The following is a 17868-nucleotide window of genomic DNA, read 5'->3' on the forward strand; positions in this document are numbered from 1 at the left end:
AGATGTCTGCTATTTATCACATACCGGTTCTGGCAGCCGAAAGTATCGAAGGGATGAATCTGCATCCCGGTGCCAGTGCTGTCGATGCCACTTTTGGAGGTGGCGGTCATTCGGCAATGATTTTGAATGCACTTGACAGTGGTGGTCGTTTGTTTGCTTTCGATCAGGATGAAGACGCTGCCGGGAATGCCATAGAGGATGACCGGCTTTTTTTTATTCGTCATAATTTTCGTTACGTACGTAATTTTCTGAAGTACTACGATGTTGAACAGGTGGACGCGGTTTTTGCCGATCTGGGCGTTTCGTCGCATGAGTTTGATGAAGCCGATCGTGGTTTTTCATTTCGTTTCGATGCTCCGCTCGACATGCGCATGAATCGTGAAGCCGGACTTGATGCCGCAAAAGTGGTAAATGAGTACGACGAAGAAAAACTTCAGATGATTTTTCGGATGTACGGCGAAGTTAAAAATGCCCGCAAACTGGTTGCACAAATTGTAAAAGCCAGAAGCGAAGCTCCGATTAAAACAACAACACGCTTAAAAGAAATTGCATCATCGTGCGCTCCAAAAGCAATCGAGAACAAATATTTAGCACAGGTTTTTCAGGCACTTCGAATTGAAGTGAATGAAGAGATGGAAGCCTTGCGCGAATTTCTGGCTACTTCGCTCGATATTCTAAAACCCGGCGGCCGCCTGGTGATTCTTACTTATCACAGTTTGGAAGATCGCCTGTGCAAGAATTTTATGAGGTCGGGGAATTTTGAAGGAAAGATCGAGAAAGACTTTTACGGAAATGTACAGTCGCCTTTCAAAATTATAAACCGAAAAGTGATTATCGCCGGAGAAGAGGAACTGCAGGCCAATCCGCGATCGAGAAGTGCAAAACTGAGAATAGCAGAACGAATTTAACGATGGCAGAGCAAAATAAAAATACAAGAAAACGTACGGGAATGAAATCCTTTATCGGGGGTACCATTCTTACCGATGAACGCACTTTGCGGCAGATGCCGTTTGTGGCATTTCTGGCGGTTTTGGGTTTGTTGCTGATTGCCAATCGTAACTGGTCGGAAAGTACACTGCGAGAGATTGTAGTGTTGCAGGAAGAGTTGGAAGAGTTGCGTTCGGAATCGGTAACGCTTTCTGCCAAGTTGATGGACGCCAGCCGTCCGTCGGAAGTAGCAAAACGAGTTGAAGAGGCCGGAATTGGTTTGCAGGAACCAATGCGTCCGCCTCAAAAAATAACGGTTGAAAAAGAAGATTAGGAGTGGGGATCAGAAAAACCATATTGTCGCGTATTGCAATTGTATACTTCGTGTTGACGTTGTTCGGAGTTGTGGTTGTTTTTAAGCTTGTTTCTGTTCAGCAGATAAAAAATGAGCGCTGGCAGAAAATTGAAAAGAACCTGACTAATAATACGGTTATTATTCCGCCGGTACGGGGAACGATTTGTGCCGACGATGGCAGTGTTTTGGCTACATCGGTTCCGGGGTATAAAATCCGCATTGATTTAGCGGCCGAAGGCGTTAAAAAAGTATTCGACAACGAGGTGGATTCATTAGCCTGGCATTTGTCTGCTTTTTATAAAGATGCTTCAAAAAACGAATATGCGAGGCGATTGCGTTCGGCCTATAAAAACAGGAATCGTGGTTATTTGCTCACACCTGAAAAAATAGATTACAATCAACTGCAGGAATTTAAAAAATTTCCAATTCTGCGCCGCGGACGATTTGGTGGCGGGCTTATCGTTGAACAAGAGAACAAACGCCTGAATCCTCTGGGTATGCTGGCTCAGCGAACCATTGGAAGTTTGAACAAAGAGAATGCCTTAACTCCGGTTCCGGTTGGTTACAACGGACTGGAACGTTCGTACGAAATGTATTTGCGTGGTGAAAACGGCATCAGTTACAAACAAAACTTATCGGGACGTTGGGTGACCCGAACCGAAATTGAGCCGCAAAACGGGATGGATATTATTACCACCATTAACGTGAAAATGCAGGACATTGCGGAGAGTGCATTGTATAAACAGGCGCTAAAATCGAATCCGGAATGGGCAACCGCAGTTTTAATGGAAGTGAAAACCGGTGAAATTAAGGCGATTGCCAACCTCGGAAAAACCGAAGACGGCTATTACGAAAAAGATAATTATGCGCTGGGTCATCGTGGGTGTTACGAGCCCGGATCAACGTTTAAACTGGTGTCGCTAATCGTGGCGCTGGAAGACGGAGTGGTGGATACCAGCGATGTGTTTGATACCGGACACGGTTATTGGGCGCAGGAAAACATTACCGACGACCACGCTTGCGGCAAAGTGAATGTGAAACAAATACTGGAGCAATCGTCGAATATCGGAACGGCAAAAGTGATTTTGTCAAACTATTCAAACAACCCAAAAGATTACGTTGACCGGATTTATGGATTTGGCATTCAAAAACCTTTGGGATTGGAACTGGCCGGAGAAGGACAACCATATATAAAGTACCCAGGAAATGCCGATTGGTGGGGTACTACCACTTTGGGTCGTATGTCGTATGGTTACGATTTGCGCCTAACGCCATTGCAGATTTTGAACTTTTACAACGCCGTTGCCAACGATGGCGCAATGGTAAAACCGCGTTTGGTTAAGGAGATTCGAAATAATGGAGCACTGGTAAAAACATTTAAACCTGAGTTGCTGAACCCGATGATCGTTTCGAAAGAGACCATTGCAAAAGCGCAGGCCATGTTGGAAGGTGTTTGTCAGAACGGAACCGGTCGAGGAGTTCAGGGCGATCAGTTTAAGGTAGCCGGAAAAACCGGAACGGCGCGTGTGGCCCGTTCAGATGGTAAAGGTTACGAATACGGAGCTTATTATGCGTCGTTTGTAGGGTATTTTCCTGCTGACAATCCGATGTATTCGCTGATTGTAACCTTCAAAAAACCACGGAATTCGATTTACGGAGCTGCAGTTGCCGGTCCTGTTTTTAAAGAAATTTCGGAGAAAGTTTATGCCAGCCAGATAATGAATGCCACCCCTGAAGACGATAATGGTGAAGGAGAAGACATTCCTCAGATAAAAAGCGGGCAACGCGATGATATTCTTCGTTTGGCCGAAGAGCTGGAGCTGAAAAATTTACGTGGATTGCCCGATTCAAGAATGGTTTCGCTGAATACACAGGATAGTACCATTGTGCTGGAAGAGAATGTGATGCCGGTGAATACTGTTCCCGATGTAGTTGGAATGGGCGCCAGTAATGCCATTTTCCTGTTGGAGAATGCAGGCTTGAAAGTGAAAATAAACGGAATAGGAAAAGTTAACAAACAATCGTTGAAACCCGGTAGTTCGTACCGCCCGGGACAAACGGTATATCTCTCATTAAGTTAGGATGAAACTAGAGAAGTTGTTGGAACATATAGGGATTATTGAATGCATTGGTAACATCGATAAGGAAGTTGCGGGTATACAATTCGATTCAAGGAAAATCACCGAAGATAATTTGTTTGTGGCGCAAAAAGGCGTTTCTGTTGACGGGCATCGTTTTATTGATACGGCAATAAAGAATGGTGCAACAACAATTGTATGTGAAGATCTTCCTGAAGAAACAAAACCGGCTGTTACTTATGTGCAGGTTGAAGATTCCAATAAGGTTTTGGGAGAAATTGCAGCTGCATTTTATGGTTTGCCATCATCAAAAATGAAAGTGGTAGGCGTTACCGGAACAAACGGTAAAACCAGCATTGCCAGTTTGCTGCACAAACTTTTCCGTATGCAGGGCTACAATGTTGGTCTGCTTTCAACAATTTCATACAAAATAAACGAGAAAGAGGAAGTTGCCTCGCATACTACGCCCGATTCGCTAAAAATTCAGCAGTTGATGGCCGAAATGGTGGAGGCGGGTTGCGAATATTGTTTTATGGAAGTGAGTTCGCATGCCATTCATCAGCAGCGTATTGCGGGGATTCAGTTTGCCGGTGGTATTTTTACTAATATCACGCACGATCACCTCGATTATCACAAAACTTTTGCTGAATACATAAAAGCCAAAAAAGCCTTTTTCGACGGGTTGCCAAAAGATGCTTTTGCATTGGTTAATGCCGACGATAAAAATGGCCTGGTGATGCTTCAAAATACAAAAGCCCGAAAACTGACCTACTCCAATCGTACCATGGCCGATTACCGATGTAAGGTGATGGAAAGTCATTTTGATGGTATGCTTTTAAATATGGACGGGCAGGAAATATGGACACGATTTGTTGGCCTGTTTAATGCCTCGAACCTGCTGGCGGTTTATGCAACGGCAGTTGAGCTGGAGCAGGATAAAGGTGAGGTGCTTACCATCATCAGCAATTTGCAATCGGTGCAGGGCCGCTTCGAAACCATCCGCAGCGAAGACGGGAAATACGCGATTGTGGATTATGCACACACGCCAGATGCATTAAAAAATGTGTTGGCAGCAATTGCTGAAATCAGAACAAGAAACGAGCAGGTGATTACTGTGGTTGGTGCCGGTGGCGACCGCGACAAAACAAAACGCCCCGAGATGGCACAGGAAGCTTTGGCCGCCAGCGATAAGGTGATTTTAACTTCGGATAATCCGCGAAGCGAAGATCCTGAGGCAATTATAAAAGACATGGAAGCCGGCGTTGAGCCGCAATATAAAAATAAAGTGGTGTCGATTGTAAGTCGTCGTGATGCGATTAAAACGGCGGTGATGCTGGCACAGCCCGGCGATATTATTCTGATTGCCGGAAAAGGACACGAAGACTACCAGGAAGTAAATGGAGTGAAACATCATTTCGACGACAGAGAAGAAGTAAGGAACTGTTTTGGACTAAATAATTAAAAACAAGATATGTTTTATTGGCTATACGAACTTTTGGCAGGATACGATATTCCGGGAATTGGAATGCTTCCGGGCATTACCTTTCGCTCGGCAGCAGCAATTATTCTTTCGTTGTTTATTACAACGATTTTCGGGAAAAAGCTGATTCGGATTTTGCAGCGTAAGCAAATTGGTGACGAGGTGCGCGACCTGGGTCTTGAAGGACAAATGCAAAAACAGGGAACACCAACAATGGGCGGAATTATCATTCTTATGGCCATTATTATTCCGACATTGCTTTTTGCCCGCCTCGATAATATTTACATACTGTTAATGCTGATCACCACTGCGTTTTTGGGGATGATCGGTTTTGTCGATGATTATATCAAAGTATTTAAAAAGAACAAAGAAGGGCTGGCCGGACGATTTAAGATTCTCGGGCAGGTAAGTTTGGGGCTTATCGTTGCTGCCACTCTTTTTATTAGCGAGGATGTAAAAGTTCGTGAGCACGTAACAGATGAAAACGGTACTTTCCTTTCTGAACAAGTTGTTGATCCGGCTACCGGAGAAAGCACCGAGCAGTTTGTAATGGAAGATGTGAAGTCGACCAAAACTACCATTCCGTTTATTAAAAAGAACGAATTTGATTATGCCTGGCTGGTGGCTTTTGCCGGCGATGCTGCGTCGTGGTTAAAATGGCTGGTTTATGCCGTTGCAATTATATTGATCATTACAGCAGTGTCAAATGCTGCCAACCTAACCGACGGAATTGACGGGCTGGCAACCGGGACTTCGGCCATTAGCGGAGCTACGCTGGGAATTCTGGCCTACGTAAGTGGTAACGTAATTTATGCCGATTACCTGAATATCATGTACATCCCAAATATTGGTGAGTTGACTGTTTTTATTGCAGCTTTCATTGGTGCTACTGTTGGATTTTTATGGTACAACTCTTTTCCTGCACAGGTTTTTATGGGAGATACCGGAAGTTTGGCGCTGGGTGGAATTCTGGCAGTTTTTGCAGTTATCATCCGCAAAGAAATTTTGATTCCGCTATTGTGTGGAATATTCCTGATCGAAAACCTATCAGTGGTTATTCAGGTGGGCTGGTTTAAATATACCAAACGCAAATATGGTGAAGGACGCAGAGTATTTCTGATGAGTCCGATTCATCACCATTTTCAGAAAAAAGGTTTCCCTGAGCCAAAGATTGTAACACGCTTTTGGATTGTCGGAATTATTCTGGCTGTGATAACAATTGCAACATTAAAAATGAGATAGAGTGAAAGGATTGGTAGCCATATTAGGAGGAGGCGAAAGCGGCGTTGGAGCAGCCATTCTAGCACAAAAAAAAGGATACGAAGTATTTGTGTCCGACCTTGGAAAAATCAAGGAAAAATACAAAGACGTTCTTTCAAATTATAAGATCGGTTTTGAAGAAGGCTATCATTCAGAAGAAAAAATTTTAGGAGCCGAACTGGTAGTCAAAAGCCCGGGAATTCCGGAAACAGCACCGCTGGTTAAGCAGCTAAAAGAGCAAGGCACTCCGGTTATTTCGGAAATTGAATTTGGCGGACGTTTTACGTCGGCTAAAACCATTTGTATTACCGGAAGCAACGGCAAAACAACTACCACTTTGCTAACCTACCATATTCTGCAAAAAGCAGGATTGAATGTTGGCCTGGCAGGAAACGTTGGTAAAAGCTTTGCGTGGCAGGTGGCCGAAGAAAATTTTGATGTTTACGTGATCGAGTTAAGCAGTTTTCAGCTCGACGGAATGTATGAGTTTAAAGCAGATGTAGCCGTGTTGATGAATATCACTCCCGATCATCTCGATCGTTATGGCTACGACATGCAAAACTACATCGATTCAAAATTCAGGATTCTTCAAAATCAATCAGCAAATGACTACTTCGTTTATTGTGCCGACGACGAAGTGATTCAAAAAGAAATAAATAAAAGAGAGATAAAACCTGTTCAACTTCCTTTTGGGTTGGGAGAGGCTGCCGGGCCTGGAGCAGGTGTGAGAGACAATCGGATAATTATCAACTTTAATCAAAATCAATTCAGCATGTCGATACTGGATTTATCACTACAGGGGAAACACAATACCTACAACAGCATGGCCGCAGGCATTGCAAGCATGGTATTAAAAATCAGGGATGAACAATTAAGAGAAAGCCTTTCGGATTTTACAGGTGTTGAGCACCGTTTGGAGCGCTTTCTTAAAGTTCATGGCATCGAGTTTATCAACGACTCGAAAGCGACGAACGTAAATTCATCGTGGTATGCGTTGGAAAGTGTACACAAACCGGTGATTTGGATTGCCGGCGGAGTGGACAAAGGCAACGATTACACCATGTTGCAGGGGCTTGTTACCAACAAGGTGAAGGCCATCGTTTGTCTGGGTAAAAACAATGCCAAATTACACGAAGCTTTTGGCGATTGTGTTGCCGACATTGTAGATGCATCAAGTATGGAAGAGGCAGTAAAAGCTGCTTATTACCTGGCCCGAAATGGCGACACTGTGCTTTTATCGCCGGCGTGTGCAAGTTTCGATCTATTTGAGAATTACGAAGACAGAGGAAATCAATTTAAAAAAGAAGTAAGGAATTTGTAATGCAACATTCCATTCTGAAATTATTTAAGGGCGACCGCGTGCTTTGGATGGTGCTGATGCTGTTATCGGTGTTGTCGCTGCTTATTGTGTACAGTTCAACGGGTGCACTGGCTTATCGTGTGGCCCAGGGAAACACCTTAAAATACCTTTTCCGTCAGGTAGTATTTCTGGGTACAGGAATTGGGGTTATTTTATTAATGGTAAATGTTTTACCCATAAAATTATACTCGAAACTGGCGTGGTGGGCTTTGCTGGCAAGTATCGGCTTTTTACTCTTTTCCATTGCCATGCGCGGAACATCGTTTGTTTCGTCCAGCGGACGTACACTTAATTTCTGGGGTGCTACTTTTCAGCCGGCCGAAATGGCTAAAATTTCACTCGTCTTATTCTCAGCCAAAATTTTAGGAAAACGCCAAAAAACAAAAGGCGACTTGTGGGAAGCATTTAAGAAGATAATATTTTATACAGCTATTGTTTGTGGTTTGATTTTTATATCCGATTTCTCAACCTCAGCATTGCTTTTCGCAACCATCATGACGATGATGTTTTGTGGGCGTATTCCATTAAAATATTTGTTTTCACTAGTTGGTATTGGGATCGCTTTGGTAGTAACAATCTATTTTACAGCCGATCTTTTGCCGGATAGTATTGGCCGTGTGCATACCATAAAAGGACGGATCGAACGTTTTATAAATCCTCCGCCACCGGAAGCATCGCAGGGAATTACACAGGCCGACTATGCCAAGCTGGCCATTTATTCCGGCGGAATAATTGGAAAAGGTCCCGGCCATTCTGATGTAAGTAATTACATGGCCGCTGCGTACAACGATTTTATTTTTGCCATAATTGTTGAAGAATATGGTTTGTTGGGCGGTATTGCGGTAATTATGCTTTTCCTGATTTTCTTTTTCAGGGGAGTCGTGATTGTCAGGCGGGCCACCCGAACGTTTCCGGCATTTATGGTAATTGGACTAACATTGGTACTGGTCTTTCAGGCCATGATAAATATAGGTGTTTCAAGTGGCGCGTTACCGGTAACCGGACAGCCACTGCCATGGATTAGTCTGGGAGGAACATCGCTGTTGTTTACATCGCTGGCTTTTGGTTTGATACTTAGTGTGAGTCACCAAAACCAGCAGGACAAAGAAGTAGTGGAGCAACCGATTATGATTAAAGCTCCTGATGAAGATTACGAAATAGAGAATGATGCAGTCAATGACTGAAATAATAAGTGAGTAACATTGGAGCATAAATGAATTTTTATCTCACCCAGGATCGGGGAATATAAAAATTGGGATAGATGAAACAAAAGATAAATAAAGCCATAATTAGCGGAGGTGGTACCGGGGGGCATATTTTCCCGGCGCTGGCCATTGCCAACGAAATTAAAAAGCGCAATCCTGACGCTGATATTCTATTTGTTGGTGCCGAAGACCGGATGGAAATGGAGAAAGTGCCTGCCGCCGGTTATAAAATTATTGGCTTGCCGGTGATGGGATTTCCACGGAAGCCCAGCATGAAAATGATTACGTTCTTTAAAAAGCTGCGCCATAGTTCGAAGCTGGCGAAAAAGATTGTAGCCGATTTTCAACCTGAAGTGGCGATTGGAGTTGGCGGTTATGCCAGCGGTCCGTTGTTAAGGGCGGCGGCAAAAGCTAAGGTGCCGTGTTTAATTCAGGAACAGAATTCGTATGCCGGAATTACCAATAAACTCTTGAGCAAAAAGGTAAATTCCATTTGTGTGGCTTACGATAAAATGGAGCGCTTCTTTCCGGCCGAAAAACTGATTTTTACAGGAAATCCTGTACGCGAAAACTTGACCGAAAAGCAAAACAGAAAAGAGGCTTTTGAGTTTTTTGACGTAAGCGAGGATGATAAAATTATTTTGATTGTTGGCGGTAGTCTTGGTGCACGTTCAGTAAACCAGGCTGTACTAAAAAATATAAAAGAAATAGCGGCTTCGGGCGTTCAGGTGATCTGGCAAACCGGAGCATATTATTACGATAAAATTCAGGAAGACCTGAAAGAAACAAAACCGAAAAACCTGCAGATTCATAAGTTTATAACACGTATGGACCTGGCCTACGAAGTGGCCGATTTGGTGATTTCAAGAGCAGGGGCAGGAACAATTTCGGAGTTGTGTCTGGTTGGAAAAGCATCGATTTTGGTGCCGTCGCCAAATGTTTCGGAAGACCATCAAACAAAAAATGCGATGGCTTTGGTAGAACAGGATGCGGCATTAATGGTGCGCGATGATGAGATTAACGAGAAATTATTTCCGTTGGCTTTTGAGGTGGTGAACGATGAAGATCGTTGCAGCGCATTGGCAGCAAAAAGTAAAGAGCTGGCCAAACCTGATGCTACCAAACAAATAGTTGATGAAGTAGAAAAATTAGTGAGACAATAGAATGGACAACATTCAGAAAATAAAGAATGTATATTTCCTTGGTATCGGAGGAATAGGGATGAGTGCGCTGGCCCGTTATTTTAAATTTTCGGGGCGCAATGTGGCAGGATACGATCGCACACCAACGGCATTGACCGACGCTCTTCAGAAAGAAGGGATCGATGTACATTTTGATGACGATATCCGAAATATTCCGTCGAAATGGAATCCGGCCGAAACCATCGCCGTTTACACACCGGCTTTGCCCGACGAGCATAAAGAACTAAACTGGTTTAAAAGCCAGCCAATAGGTTTGTTTAAGCGGGCTAAAGTTTTGGGCATGATTTGCAACGAGCGAAAGGGAATTGCTGTTTCCGGAACACACGGAAAGACAACGACAAGTACCATTGTTACCAATATCCTGAGTAAAACAGAACAAGGATGTGGTGCATTTTTGGGCGGCATTTCAAAGAACTTCAGGAGTAATCTGGTGTTGCCTGAAAACGATTCGCCATGGATTGTTGCAGAAGCCGATGAGTTCGATCGTTCGTTTTTACACCTGAAACCACAATTGGCACTGGTTACTTCGGTTGATGCCGATCATCTGGATATTTATGGCGAAAAGGAAAAGATCGTTGAGTCATTCGAGAAATTTATTTCGCAGATCCGTCCCGAAGGAAGTTTGGTGCTAAAAGAAGGAGTGGAATTGGATACCTCGAAAACTGATGCAAAAGTTTATTCCTACTCGCTAAAAGGTAAAACCGATTTTGCTGCATTAAATCTGCAGTTGAATTCGGAAACAGGCTTTTATTCGTTCGATTTAAAAACTCCGGATGGAATAATTGCCAGCTGCAAAATGAACTACCCGGGGCTGGTAAACGTAGAAAATACGGTTGGAGCCAGTGCTTTGGCCTGGTTGGCCGGTGCATCGGCGAACGCTATAAAGGCAGGTATTGAGGATTACGAGGGCGTGGCACGTCGTTTTGATATTCGCTACCGTTCGGAGAATCGGATTTACATCGATGATTACGCACATCACCCAGCGGAATTAGAGGCGTTTATAACTTCGGTTAAGGACTTATTTCCTGATAAAAAAGTGACCGGAATTTTTCAGCCTCACCTGTTTTCGCGCACCAAAGATTTTGCGGCTGAGTTTGCACAAAGTCTGGATTTGTTGGATAAAGCTATTCTTATTCCGCTTTACCCGGCCCGCGAAGAACCAATTCCCGGCGTTTCATCAGCTATCATTTATAAAGGAATGAAGCTGGAGAACCGAATGCTGGCCGAGCGTGATGAGGTATTGAAAATACTAAAATCGGACAGGAACGAAATTGTGCTAACAATGGGGGCAGGCGATATCGACCGAATGGTGGAGAGAATAATTGAACTGTTGGAAAGTAAAGAGAAATGATAAAGAAGTTTGCAAAAATAGGCGGTTTGTTGATGTTGCTGGTATTTCTGCTGGTAACGTTGGCGTTTACTTCCCTGAAGTATAAACACGTCAATTGCAACGATATTCAGGTTAATTATAATCCGGAGGAAGTTATAAAAGTAAATCGCGCTGAGCTGATAAATCTGGTGAAGTCGATCGATAAGGATATTATCGGGAAGGATTTTGATAGTATAAATACAGTGCAGATCGAGGAGGCGGTTGAAAAACACGAAGCGATTTTAAAAGCCGAGGTTTATAAAGTTGTTACCCGCACCGATAGCGCCACTTTTAAAGGCGTGCTGGCCATCAATCTGAAACACCGGAAACCGGTAGTGCGCGTATTTTCTGACAAAGGAAATTATTACCTTGATGAGTTTGGTGGTAAAATTCCGGTATCTACAAATTATGCGGCAAACGTGCTTGTTGCTACCGGAGATATCAGCGAAGAGTACGCAAAAGAAACACTGTTGCCATGTGTTTTAACGATAGAGAACGACGAATTCTGGAATGCACAAATTGAGCAGATTCATGTGCAAAAAGGTGGCGATGTGCTGTTGATTCCCCTGGTTGGCGATCATACCATTGAGTTTGGTACGCTGGAAAATTACGAGGAAAAGTTGCGGAATATGAAAGCTTTTTACAAGCAGATTATGGCAAAGAATAATTGGAATAAATACAAAACGATCAGTTTAAAATATAAAGATCAGGTAATAGCAAAAAGAAGGTAATTATGGCTTCAAGAACAAATCTTTCAGTTGTTATCGACATGGGAACCTCAAAAATGGTTGCGCTTGCAGGCCAGGCAACTGCCGAGGGGAAAATGGAAATACTGGGTACTGCCCAGGTGCCGTCGAAAGGCATAAAAAGAGGAATGATTTTTAATCTTGCAGATGCGACGGAGTCCATCACTGCAGTGTTGGAACAGTTGGATGCACAGCTCGAAGAAGAAATCGCGATTGTTGATGTGGCATACGCCGGAAAACGTATGCGAACCATCGATTACAAGGCTTCGCGTTTTACGGGCGAAGGCGGCGTGGTAACCAGTCTCGATATTGACGAGTTGTACAATGAAGCGAAAAACCTGAAGATCAAAAATGATTACCGTATTCTGAAAGTTATTCCAACTTCGTTTATTATAGATGATGAAACGGAGGAGCTAAAACCTGTTGGAGCCACAGGGAAAAAGATTGAAGCCCGTTACAAACTGGTGATTATGCCTGATCAGGAATACCAGATTTTGAACCGCGTTTTGGAAAGTGTTGGTGTAGAACTGGGTGAAGTTTTCCACTCGTCGCTGGCACTAGCAGAGGCCGCGCTTTCAAAACCTGAAAAGGAAATGGGTGGTGTGGTGCTCGATATTGGTGCCGGAACTACCAATCTGGCTATTTACTACGAAAATGCACTGGTACACACGGCTGTAATTCCGTTTGCCGGAGCAGTAATTACCAACGATTTGAAAGTTGGTTGTTCTACATTTCTTGAAAAAGCGGAGTTGCTAAAAGTGCGTTACGGACAAGCTTTGGGCGACCAGATTAAAACAGAGGACACCGTAACCATTGCCAAAAATAATGGCTGGGAACCAAAAGAAATCACCATCCGAAGTCTGGCGTATATTATACAGGCGCGTTTGGAAGAGATTGTAGATTGTGTAGTTGCCGAAATCGAAAGATCGGGAGTTGCCGATCGTTTGGGTACCGGAATTGTTCTGGCCGGTGGAACCTCAAATCTGGGACACATCATCACGCTGGTAAAATTTCATACCGGTTTGGATGCACGCAGAGCACACCCCGTAATCCTTCCTGCAAACCGAAGGGAAGAAGCAAAAAATCCGGCATTCTTGACTGCATTGGGAGCGTTAAAACTTTCGATAGCACAAAATGTTGGAGAAGAAAGAACATTGCCCGAGCCAAAAGTGCACCGGAACGGACGTGGTTTAATGACCAACGTTAAAGGAGCTTTGCAAAGTGCGATCAACTTTTTTGGCGACGACAACGAAGACCTTGAATTCAATTAAAACAAAAAGATATGACCGAAGAATTAGCAAATTTTCAATTTCCGAAGGCAGCATCATCAATTATTAAAGTAATTGGAGTTGGCGGTGGTGGTTGCAATGCGGTCAATCACATGTTCGAAGAGGGAATAACAGGTGTTGATTATATCATCTGTAATACCGATTCGCAAGCCATGGACAATAGTCCTGTGCCGATTAAAATTCAGCTTGGAACCACATTAACAGAAGGACGGGGCGCCGGAAATAAACCTGAAAGAGGAGCCGAAGCCGCCCGCGAAAATTACGAAGACCTGAAAAAGGTGCTGGGTGACAATACAAAAATGTTGTTTATCGCGGCAGGAATGGGCGGTGGAACCGGAACCGGAGCTGCTCCTGTAATTGCAAGTCTGGCCCGCGAACTCGACATTTTAACCATTGCGGTAGTAACCATTCCGTCGCCGGCCGAAGGAAATAAACGCCGTGCACAGGCCCAGGAAGGTATTGATAAAATGGCCGAATTTGTCGATAGTATGCTGGTGATCAGTAACGACAGACTGCACCATATTTACGGCGATCTGCCGGCAAGCCAGGCCTTTAAAATGGCCGACAACATTGTGTCAACAGCCGTTAAAGGAGTTGCCGAAATAATCACCGTACACGGAAATGTAAACATCGACTATACCGATGTGGAAACGGTGATGCAAAAGAGCGAGGTGTTTATTATGGGTACCGGTTTTGCTACAGGCGAAGGCCGTGCAATGGACGCCGTGAATGCCGCACTCGAATCGCCACTGTTGGATAGTAACGATATTTACGGAACAAAAAATATACTGCTGAATATTATCTCGGGAAGTGAAGAGATTCGAATTGGAGAGATTGGCGAAATAATTGAGTCGCTGCAGGAGAAAGCTGGTCAGGATGCCGATATTATCTGGGGTAATGGCTACGACGAGCGCCTTGGCGACAAAATTAGTGTGACTATTTTGGCCACCGGTTTTGATACCAATCCTAACAAAGAATTGCAACCCGAAAAAGAGGTGCAAAACTTTAATCTCGACGATGATTTGGAAGATTCTGTTGCCGAGCAGGAACCGATAAACGAAACGGCAGAGACCATTTATTCTGATTTATACGAAGAAAAACCATACGAGCCAGAGCCGGAAGAGGAAGAAACGATAATGTTTGTTCCTCCGCAACCAAAACCAAAAGCCAGGCCAAAATCCAAATCGACGGGTTTTGGCTGGAAGTCAAAAGAAAAGACCAAAACCAGGGAAAAGGCAGAAAAAAAGAAAGACGAGCCTGTTACTGAATCGAATATCGATAACTGGTTTTATAAAAATTTTGGCAGCAAGATTTTTAATGACGGTGATGAAGATCAACCTCTTGATTAATAACACAAAACAGGGTGAAGAAAATGGAAGATATGGCTGATTTTGTAATGGAAAAAACTCCTGGTGCCGCGATTAAGGTAATCGGCGTTGGTGGCGGTGGCGGAAATGCCGTAAACCATATGTTTAAGCACGGAATTCGCGATGTGGATTTTGTAATCTGCAACACCGATGCGCAAGCGATGGAGGCAAGTGCTATTCGAAACCGGGTGCAGCTGGGTGCGTCATTAACCGAAGGACGCGGAGCCGGTAATAAACCGGAAGTGGGCAGGCAGGCGGCTATTGAAAACATCGAAGATGTAAAAAAGACCTTGTCGGAAAACACCAAAATGGTATTTGTAACTGCCGGTATGGGCGGAGGAACCGGAACCGGAGCCGCTCCTGTTATTGCACAGTGTTGTAAAGAGCAGGGATATCTTACTGTGGCCATTGTTACTATTCCGTTCCGTAACGAAGGGAAAAGACGCATAAAACAAGCCTACGAAGGCATAAAAGAACTGGCAACTTATGTTGATTCGTTGCTGGTGATCAATAATGAACGTATTCGAGAGATGTTTGGCGATTTTGGTATTTCCGAGGCCTTTGCCAAAGCCGATAATGTTTTGTCTACCGCCGCAAAAGGAATTGCCGAAATTATTACTGTGCCCGGATATATAAATGTTGACTTTGCCGATGTTGAAACCGTAATGCGAAAAAGCGGAATGGCGGTTATGGGAACCGGTGTGAGCGACGAAGAAGACCGGGCAGAAGATGCCGTGAGAAAAGCATTAAACTCGCCATTGTTGAATGACAATGAAATTCGCGGAGCACGAAACATTCTGGTAAATATCAACTCGGGAACTAAAGAGGTGACCATGGATGAAGTTGGCCGGATTACTGATTATGTGCAAAACATGGCTGGTTTTGATGCCGATTTAATTTGGGGAAATGGTACTGATGAAAGCTTAGGTGATAAACTTTCGGTAACGGTTATTGCAACCGGATTTCCAACCAGTATTATTTCCGAGCTATCGGAGCAAAGCCAGCGAAAGGTGGTGTCGCACACACTTGAAAAAGAATCGGTATCGGTTACAAAAAATGTACATTTCTCAGAGCATAAAAACGAAGATAGCAGAAGTCAATCGTCTTTTGAGTTCAATGTTGAGAACAAAAATAGTAACGATGACGACGAATTCGAAACCTTGTATCCGATAACATCGCGTGAGCGCAGTAGTGTTGAGAAAGAAATTGATGTAAACGATTACGCCAACCTGAGCGACGACGATGTGGATGAGCTGGAAAATGTACCGGCTTTTAAACGTCGGAATATTCGCATTAACGATCCAAAATACAAACGAGACCGTTCGGGATATTCTGTAGATCGCGACAACCGTATTTCAGACAGAAACAGTTATCTTCACGATAACGTAGATTAATAAAAAATTGATAGTTATGGCAATATTTGATCAAATTAATGAAGACATAAAAGCGGCCATGAAAGCCCGCGAAAAAGAAAAGCTGGAAGCTTTGCGCGGCATTAAAAAAGTAATGCTTGAGGCGCAAACAGCAAAAGGTGCCGGCGACGTTTTGGCCGATGATGATGCGCTGAAAATTATCTCAAAACTCGCAAAACAAGGTTCCGACTCTGCAAATATTTACAAAGAGCAGGGGCGTGACGATTTGTACGAACAGGAGATGAAACAGGTGGCTATTTTCGAAAGTTATCTGCCCGCAAAAATGTCGGACGAAGAGCTCACAGCAGCTGTTAAAGCCGTTATCGAACAAGTTGGTGCCATCGGCATGAAAGACATGGGAAAAGTGATGGGAATTGCTTCGAAGAAACTCGCCGGCCAGGCCGATGGCAAAGATGTAGCCGATAAAGTAAAAGCTTTATTAGCGTAGCAAACGAAACGTTCAATACGAAAATAGAAAGCAGGTTTGTAAATACATACCTGCTTTTTTTATGTTTTAATCTTCCAATTGATCCGCTACGTGGTCGAGGTCCGAATATTTGTCTTCGTAATCTTGTTTAACCTCGTCTTTTAAGAATCCGTCATCATCGTAATCGTCGTCCTCGTCAACAAGAGCAACGGCTTCGTTTTCGGTCATTCTTAACATGTAATATTTGTCTTCCGTTTCAAATGGTAAAACCGTAATTTTCTGACCGGTTTTATCAAAAAAATGGATAAGGTTATCAGCAAAACCATCTGCATATATTAGCTTAATTTGCTCCTGTAAATCCTTATCAAGTTTGCTGTAATCCTTAATTACCTTCGGTTTATTATTTGCCATTTTTGTACCAGTTAAGATTGTGAAAAATAATTTTAATAAGTCAAAAGATTACTGGTTTTAATCTTTGCTTTAGTTAGAGTTTACTTCTTTATTACACGAACAAATAAATAGGATGGAAACGACATTTGCAATAGCTAAATCATAAATTTTTCAATTTTAATAACTAAACTTTTCGAATCAAAAAGTTGAATAATGAAGGAGGGGTGACTAATAATTGTTTTTTAAGTATCGTTATGGTGTGATGCGGTGGTTGTGTGTTGTGTAAGATGGTGTTAATGAGAAGTGTGCATGTGTTTGTGCATATTTTTTTGATTTATTTGAATAGTGCTGATACACAAATAAAAACAGAACCTTGTAATTTGAAATGCTTAGAAACGAGAAAAGAAGGGGTAATTGAAGATCATAATAAACCCGTAACAAAATAATTTGGGAAATTAGGCATAAAAAAAGGGAGCCTGTAAATGGCTCCCTTGATCTTATCTTTGGTGAAACTATTCTTCCGAGATAATTATTTTTTCAATTTCATCACCCTGGCGAATGTCGTCGATTACATCAAGTCCTTCAAAAACGCGTCCGAAGCAAGTGTGATGACGATCGAGATGTTGCGTGTTTTCACGGTTGTGACAGATAAAAAACTGAGACCCACCTGTGTTTCTTCCTGCGTGGGCCATCGAAAGAACACCTTTATCGTGATATTGGTTGTTCCCGCTGGTTTCACAATCAATTGAATAGCCAGGTCCACCAGCTCCGGTTCCGTCAGGGCATCCTCCCTGGATAACGAAGTTAGGGATCACACGGTGAAAAGTTAGCCCGTTATAAAAACCCGATTCCGCAAGCTTGATAAAATTGGCAACAGTTCCGGGTGCATCTTCCTCGTAAAACTTAACTTTCATTACTCCTTTTGAAGTATGTATTTCAGCTGTTTTCATTCGTTTATATATCTAATTTATTAAGTAACTTATTTAACGCGCATAAACATT

At 43.2% G+C, this 17868-nt stretch carries 16 protein-coding genes; 14 read left to right on the top strand and 2 right to left on the bottom strand.

Going from position 1 to position 17868, the window contains the following annotated elements; translation table 11 throughout:
- Nucleotides 1-2: 2 nt before the first annotated feature.
- The 14 genes from rsmH to LH29_RS17220 all read left to right on the top strand — a co-directional run bounded on the left by rsmH (nt 3) and on the right by LH29_RS17220 (nt 16498).
- Nucleotides 3-908, top strand: a complete 906-nt coding sequence (gene rsmH, locus LH29_RS17155; protein WP_045032171.1) for a 16S rRNA (cytosine(1402)-N(4))-methyltransferase RsmH — start codon at nt 3-5, stop codon at nt 906-908.
- 41 nt (nt 909-949) lie between these two features.
- Nucleotides 950-1261 (top strand): FtsL-like putative cell division protein, encoded by a 312-nt coding sequence (locus LH29_RS17160; RefSeq protein WP_157493743.1) that lies wholly within the window; start codon nt 950-952, stop codon nt 1259-1261.
- 2 nt (nt 1262-1263) lie between these two features.
- Nucleotides 1264-3363: a penicillin-binding protein gene (locus tag LH29_RS17165; protein WP_045032173.1), complete on the top strand. Its 2100-nt coding sequence runs from the start codon at nt 1264-1266 to the stop codon at nt 3361-3363.
- Nucleotide 3364: 1 nt separating this feature from the next.
- Nucleotides 3365-4822, top strand: a complete 1458-nt coding sequence (locus LH29_RS17170; protein WP_045032176.1) for a UDP-N-acetylmuramoyl-L-alanyl-D-glutamate--2,6-diaminopimelate ligase — start codon at nt 3365-3367, stop codon at nt 4820-4822.
- 9 nt (nt 4823-4831) lie between these two features.
- On the top strand, nt 4832-6082 hold the full coding sequence (gene mraY / locus LH29_RS17175; protein WP_045032178.1) for a phospho-N-acetylmuramoyl-pentapeptide-transferase: 1251 nt from the start codon (nt 4832-4834) through the stop codon (nt 6080-6082).
- A gap of 1 nt (nt 6083) precedes the next feature.
- On the top strand, nt 6084-7421 hold the full coding sequence (murD, locus tag LH29_RS17180; protein WP_045032179.1) for a UDP-N-acetylmuramoyl-L-alanine--D-glutamate ligase: 1338 nt from the start codon (nt 6084-6086) through the stop codon (nt 7419-7421).
- Nucleotides 7421-8644, top strand: coding sequence for an FtsW/RodA/SpoVE family cell cycle protein (locus tag LH29_RS17185; protein ID WP_045032180.1), 1224 nt, complete (start codon nt 7421-7423; stop codon nt 8642-8644). Before murD ends, LH29_RS17185 begins: the two co-directional genes overlap by 1 nt.
- A gap of 77 nt (nt 8645-8721) precedes the next feature.
- Entirely contained in the window at nt 8722-9828 is a 1107-nt protein-coding gene (murG, locus tag LH29_RS17190) for an undecaprenyldiphospho-muramoylpentapeptide beta-N-acetylglucosaminyltransferase (protein WP_045032183.1), read from the top strand.
- Between the two features lies 1 nt (nt 9829).
- A complete protein-coding gene (gene murC / locus LH29_RS17195; protein ID WP_045032184.1) occupies nt 9830-11218 on the top strand; it encodes a UDP-N-acetylmuramate--L-alanine ligase in 1389 nt (462 codons plus the stop codon).
- The gene (locus LH29_RS17200; RefSeq protein WP_045032187.1) at nt 11215-11967 is read left to right on the top strand and encodes a cell division protein FtsQ/DivIB; all 753 of its coding nucleotides are present in this window, start codon (nt 11215-11217) and stop codon (nt 11965-11967) included. Before murC ends, LH29_RS17200 begins: the two co-directional genes overlap by 4 nt.
- Before the next feature lie 2 nt (nt 11968-11969).
- On the top strand, nt 11970-13253 hold the full coding sequence (gene ftsA / locus LH29_RS17205; RefSeq protein ID WP_052671051.1) for a cell division protein FtsA: 1284 nt from the start codon (nt 11970-11972) through the stop codon (nt 13251-13253).
- Nucleotides 13254-13264: 11 nt separating this feature from the next.
- Nucleotides 13265-14620, top strand: a complete 1356-nt coding sequence (gene ftsZ / locus LH29_RS17210; protein ID WP_052671052.1) for a cell division protein FtsZ — start codon at nt 13265-13267, stop codon at nt 14618-14620.
- A gap of 32 nt (nt 14621-14652) precedes the next feature.
- Nucleotides 14653-16032 carry a cell division protein FtsZ gene (ftsZ, locus tag LH29_RS17215; protein WP_232302860.1) on the top strand — a complete coding sequence of 460 codons (1380 nt, stop codon included), beginning with the start codon at nt 14653-14655 and terminating at the stop codon, nt 16030-16032.
- 16 nt (nt 16033-16048) lie between these two features.
- On the top strand, nt 16049-16498 hold the full coding sequence (locus LH29_RS17220) for a GatB/YqeY domain-containing protein (protein WP_045032191.1): 450 nt from the start codon (nt 16049-16051) through the stop codon (nt 16496-16498).
- 66 nt (nt 16499-16564) lie between these two features.
- On the opposite strand, the gene LH29_RS17225 is transcribed toward LH29_RS17220, so the two are convergent.
- Entirely contained in the window at nt 16565-16888 is a 324-nt protein-coding gene (locus LH29_RS17225) for a hypothetical protein (RefSeq protein ID WP_045032193.1), read from the bottom strand.
- 491 nt (nt 16889-17379) lie between these two features.
- The gene (locus LH29_RS17230; RefSeq protein WP_045032195.1) at nt 17380-17817 is read right to left on the bottom strand and encodes a peptidylprolyl isomerase; all 438 of its coding nucleotides are present in this window, start codon (nt 17815-17817) and stop codon (nt 17380-17382) included.
- Nucleotides 17818-17868: the final 51 nt, after the last annotated feature.

It is taken from the genome of Draconibacterium sediminis, assembly GCF_000949475.1.
In the GTDB taxonomy this organism is placed as follows: Bacteria; Bacteroidota; Bacteroidia; order Bacteroidales; family Prolixibacteraceae; genus Draconibacterium; species Draconibacterium sediminis.

Coding starts and splice junctions, on each gene's coding strand:
- LH29_RS17230 (WP_045032195.1), bottom strand. CDS start 17,817: ATGAAAACAGCTGAAATACATACTTCAAAAGGAGTAATGAAAGTTAAG.
- LH29_RS17185 (WP_045032180.1), top strand. CDS start 7,421: ATGCAACATTCCATTCTGAAATTATTTAAGGGCGACCGCGTGCTTTGG.
- ftsZ (WP_232302860.1), top strand. CDS start 14,653: ATGGCTGATTTTGTAATGGAAAAAACTCCTGGTGCCGCGATTAAGGTA.
- LH29_RS17220 (WP_045032191.1), top strand. CDS start 16,049: ATGGCAATATTTGATCAAATTAATGAAGACATAAAAGCGGCCATGAAA.
- ftsZ (WP_052671052.1), top strand. CDS start 13,265: ATGACCGAAGAATTAGCAAATTTTCAATTTCCGAAGGCAGCATCATCA.
- murC (WP_045032184.1), top strand. CDS start 9,830: ATGGACAACATTCAGAAAATAAAGAATGTATATTTCCTTGGTATCGGA.
- murG (WP_045032183.1), top strand. CDS start 8,722: ATGAAACAAAAGATAAATAAAGCCATAATTAGCGGAGGTGGTACCGGG.
- LH29_RS17200 (WP_045032187.1), top strand. CDS start 11,215: ATGATAAAGAAGTTTGCAAAAATAGGCGGTTTGTTGATGTTGCTGGTA.
- LH29_RS17225 (WP_045032193.1), bottom strand. CDS start 16,888: ATGGCAAATAATAAACCGAAGGTAATTAAGGATTACAGCAAACTTGAT.
- LH29_RS17170 (WP_045032176.1), top strand. CDS start 3,365: ATGAAACTAGAGAAGTTGTTGGAACATATAGGGATTATTGAATGCATT.
- ftsA (WP_052671051.1), top strand. CDS start 11,970: ATGGCTTCAAGAACAAATCTTTCAGTTGTTATCGACATGGGAACCTCA.
- LH29_RS17160 (WP_157493743.1), top strand. CDS start 950: ATGAAATCCTTTATCGGGGGTACCATTCTTACCGATGAACGCACTTTG.
- mraY (WP_045032178.1), top strand. CDS start 4,832: ATGTTTTATTGGCTATACGAACTTTTGGCAGGATACGATATTCCGGGA.
- rsmH (WP_045032171.1), top strand. CDS start 3: ATGTCTGCTATTTATCACATACCGGTTCTGGCAGCCGAAAGTATCGAA.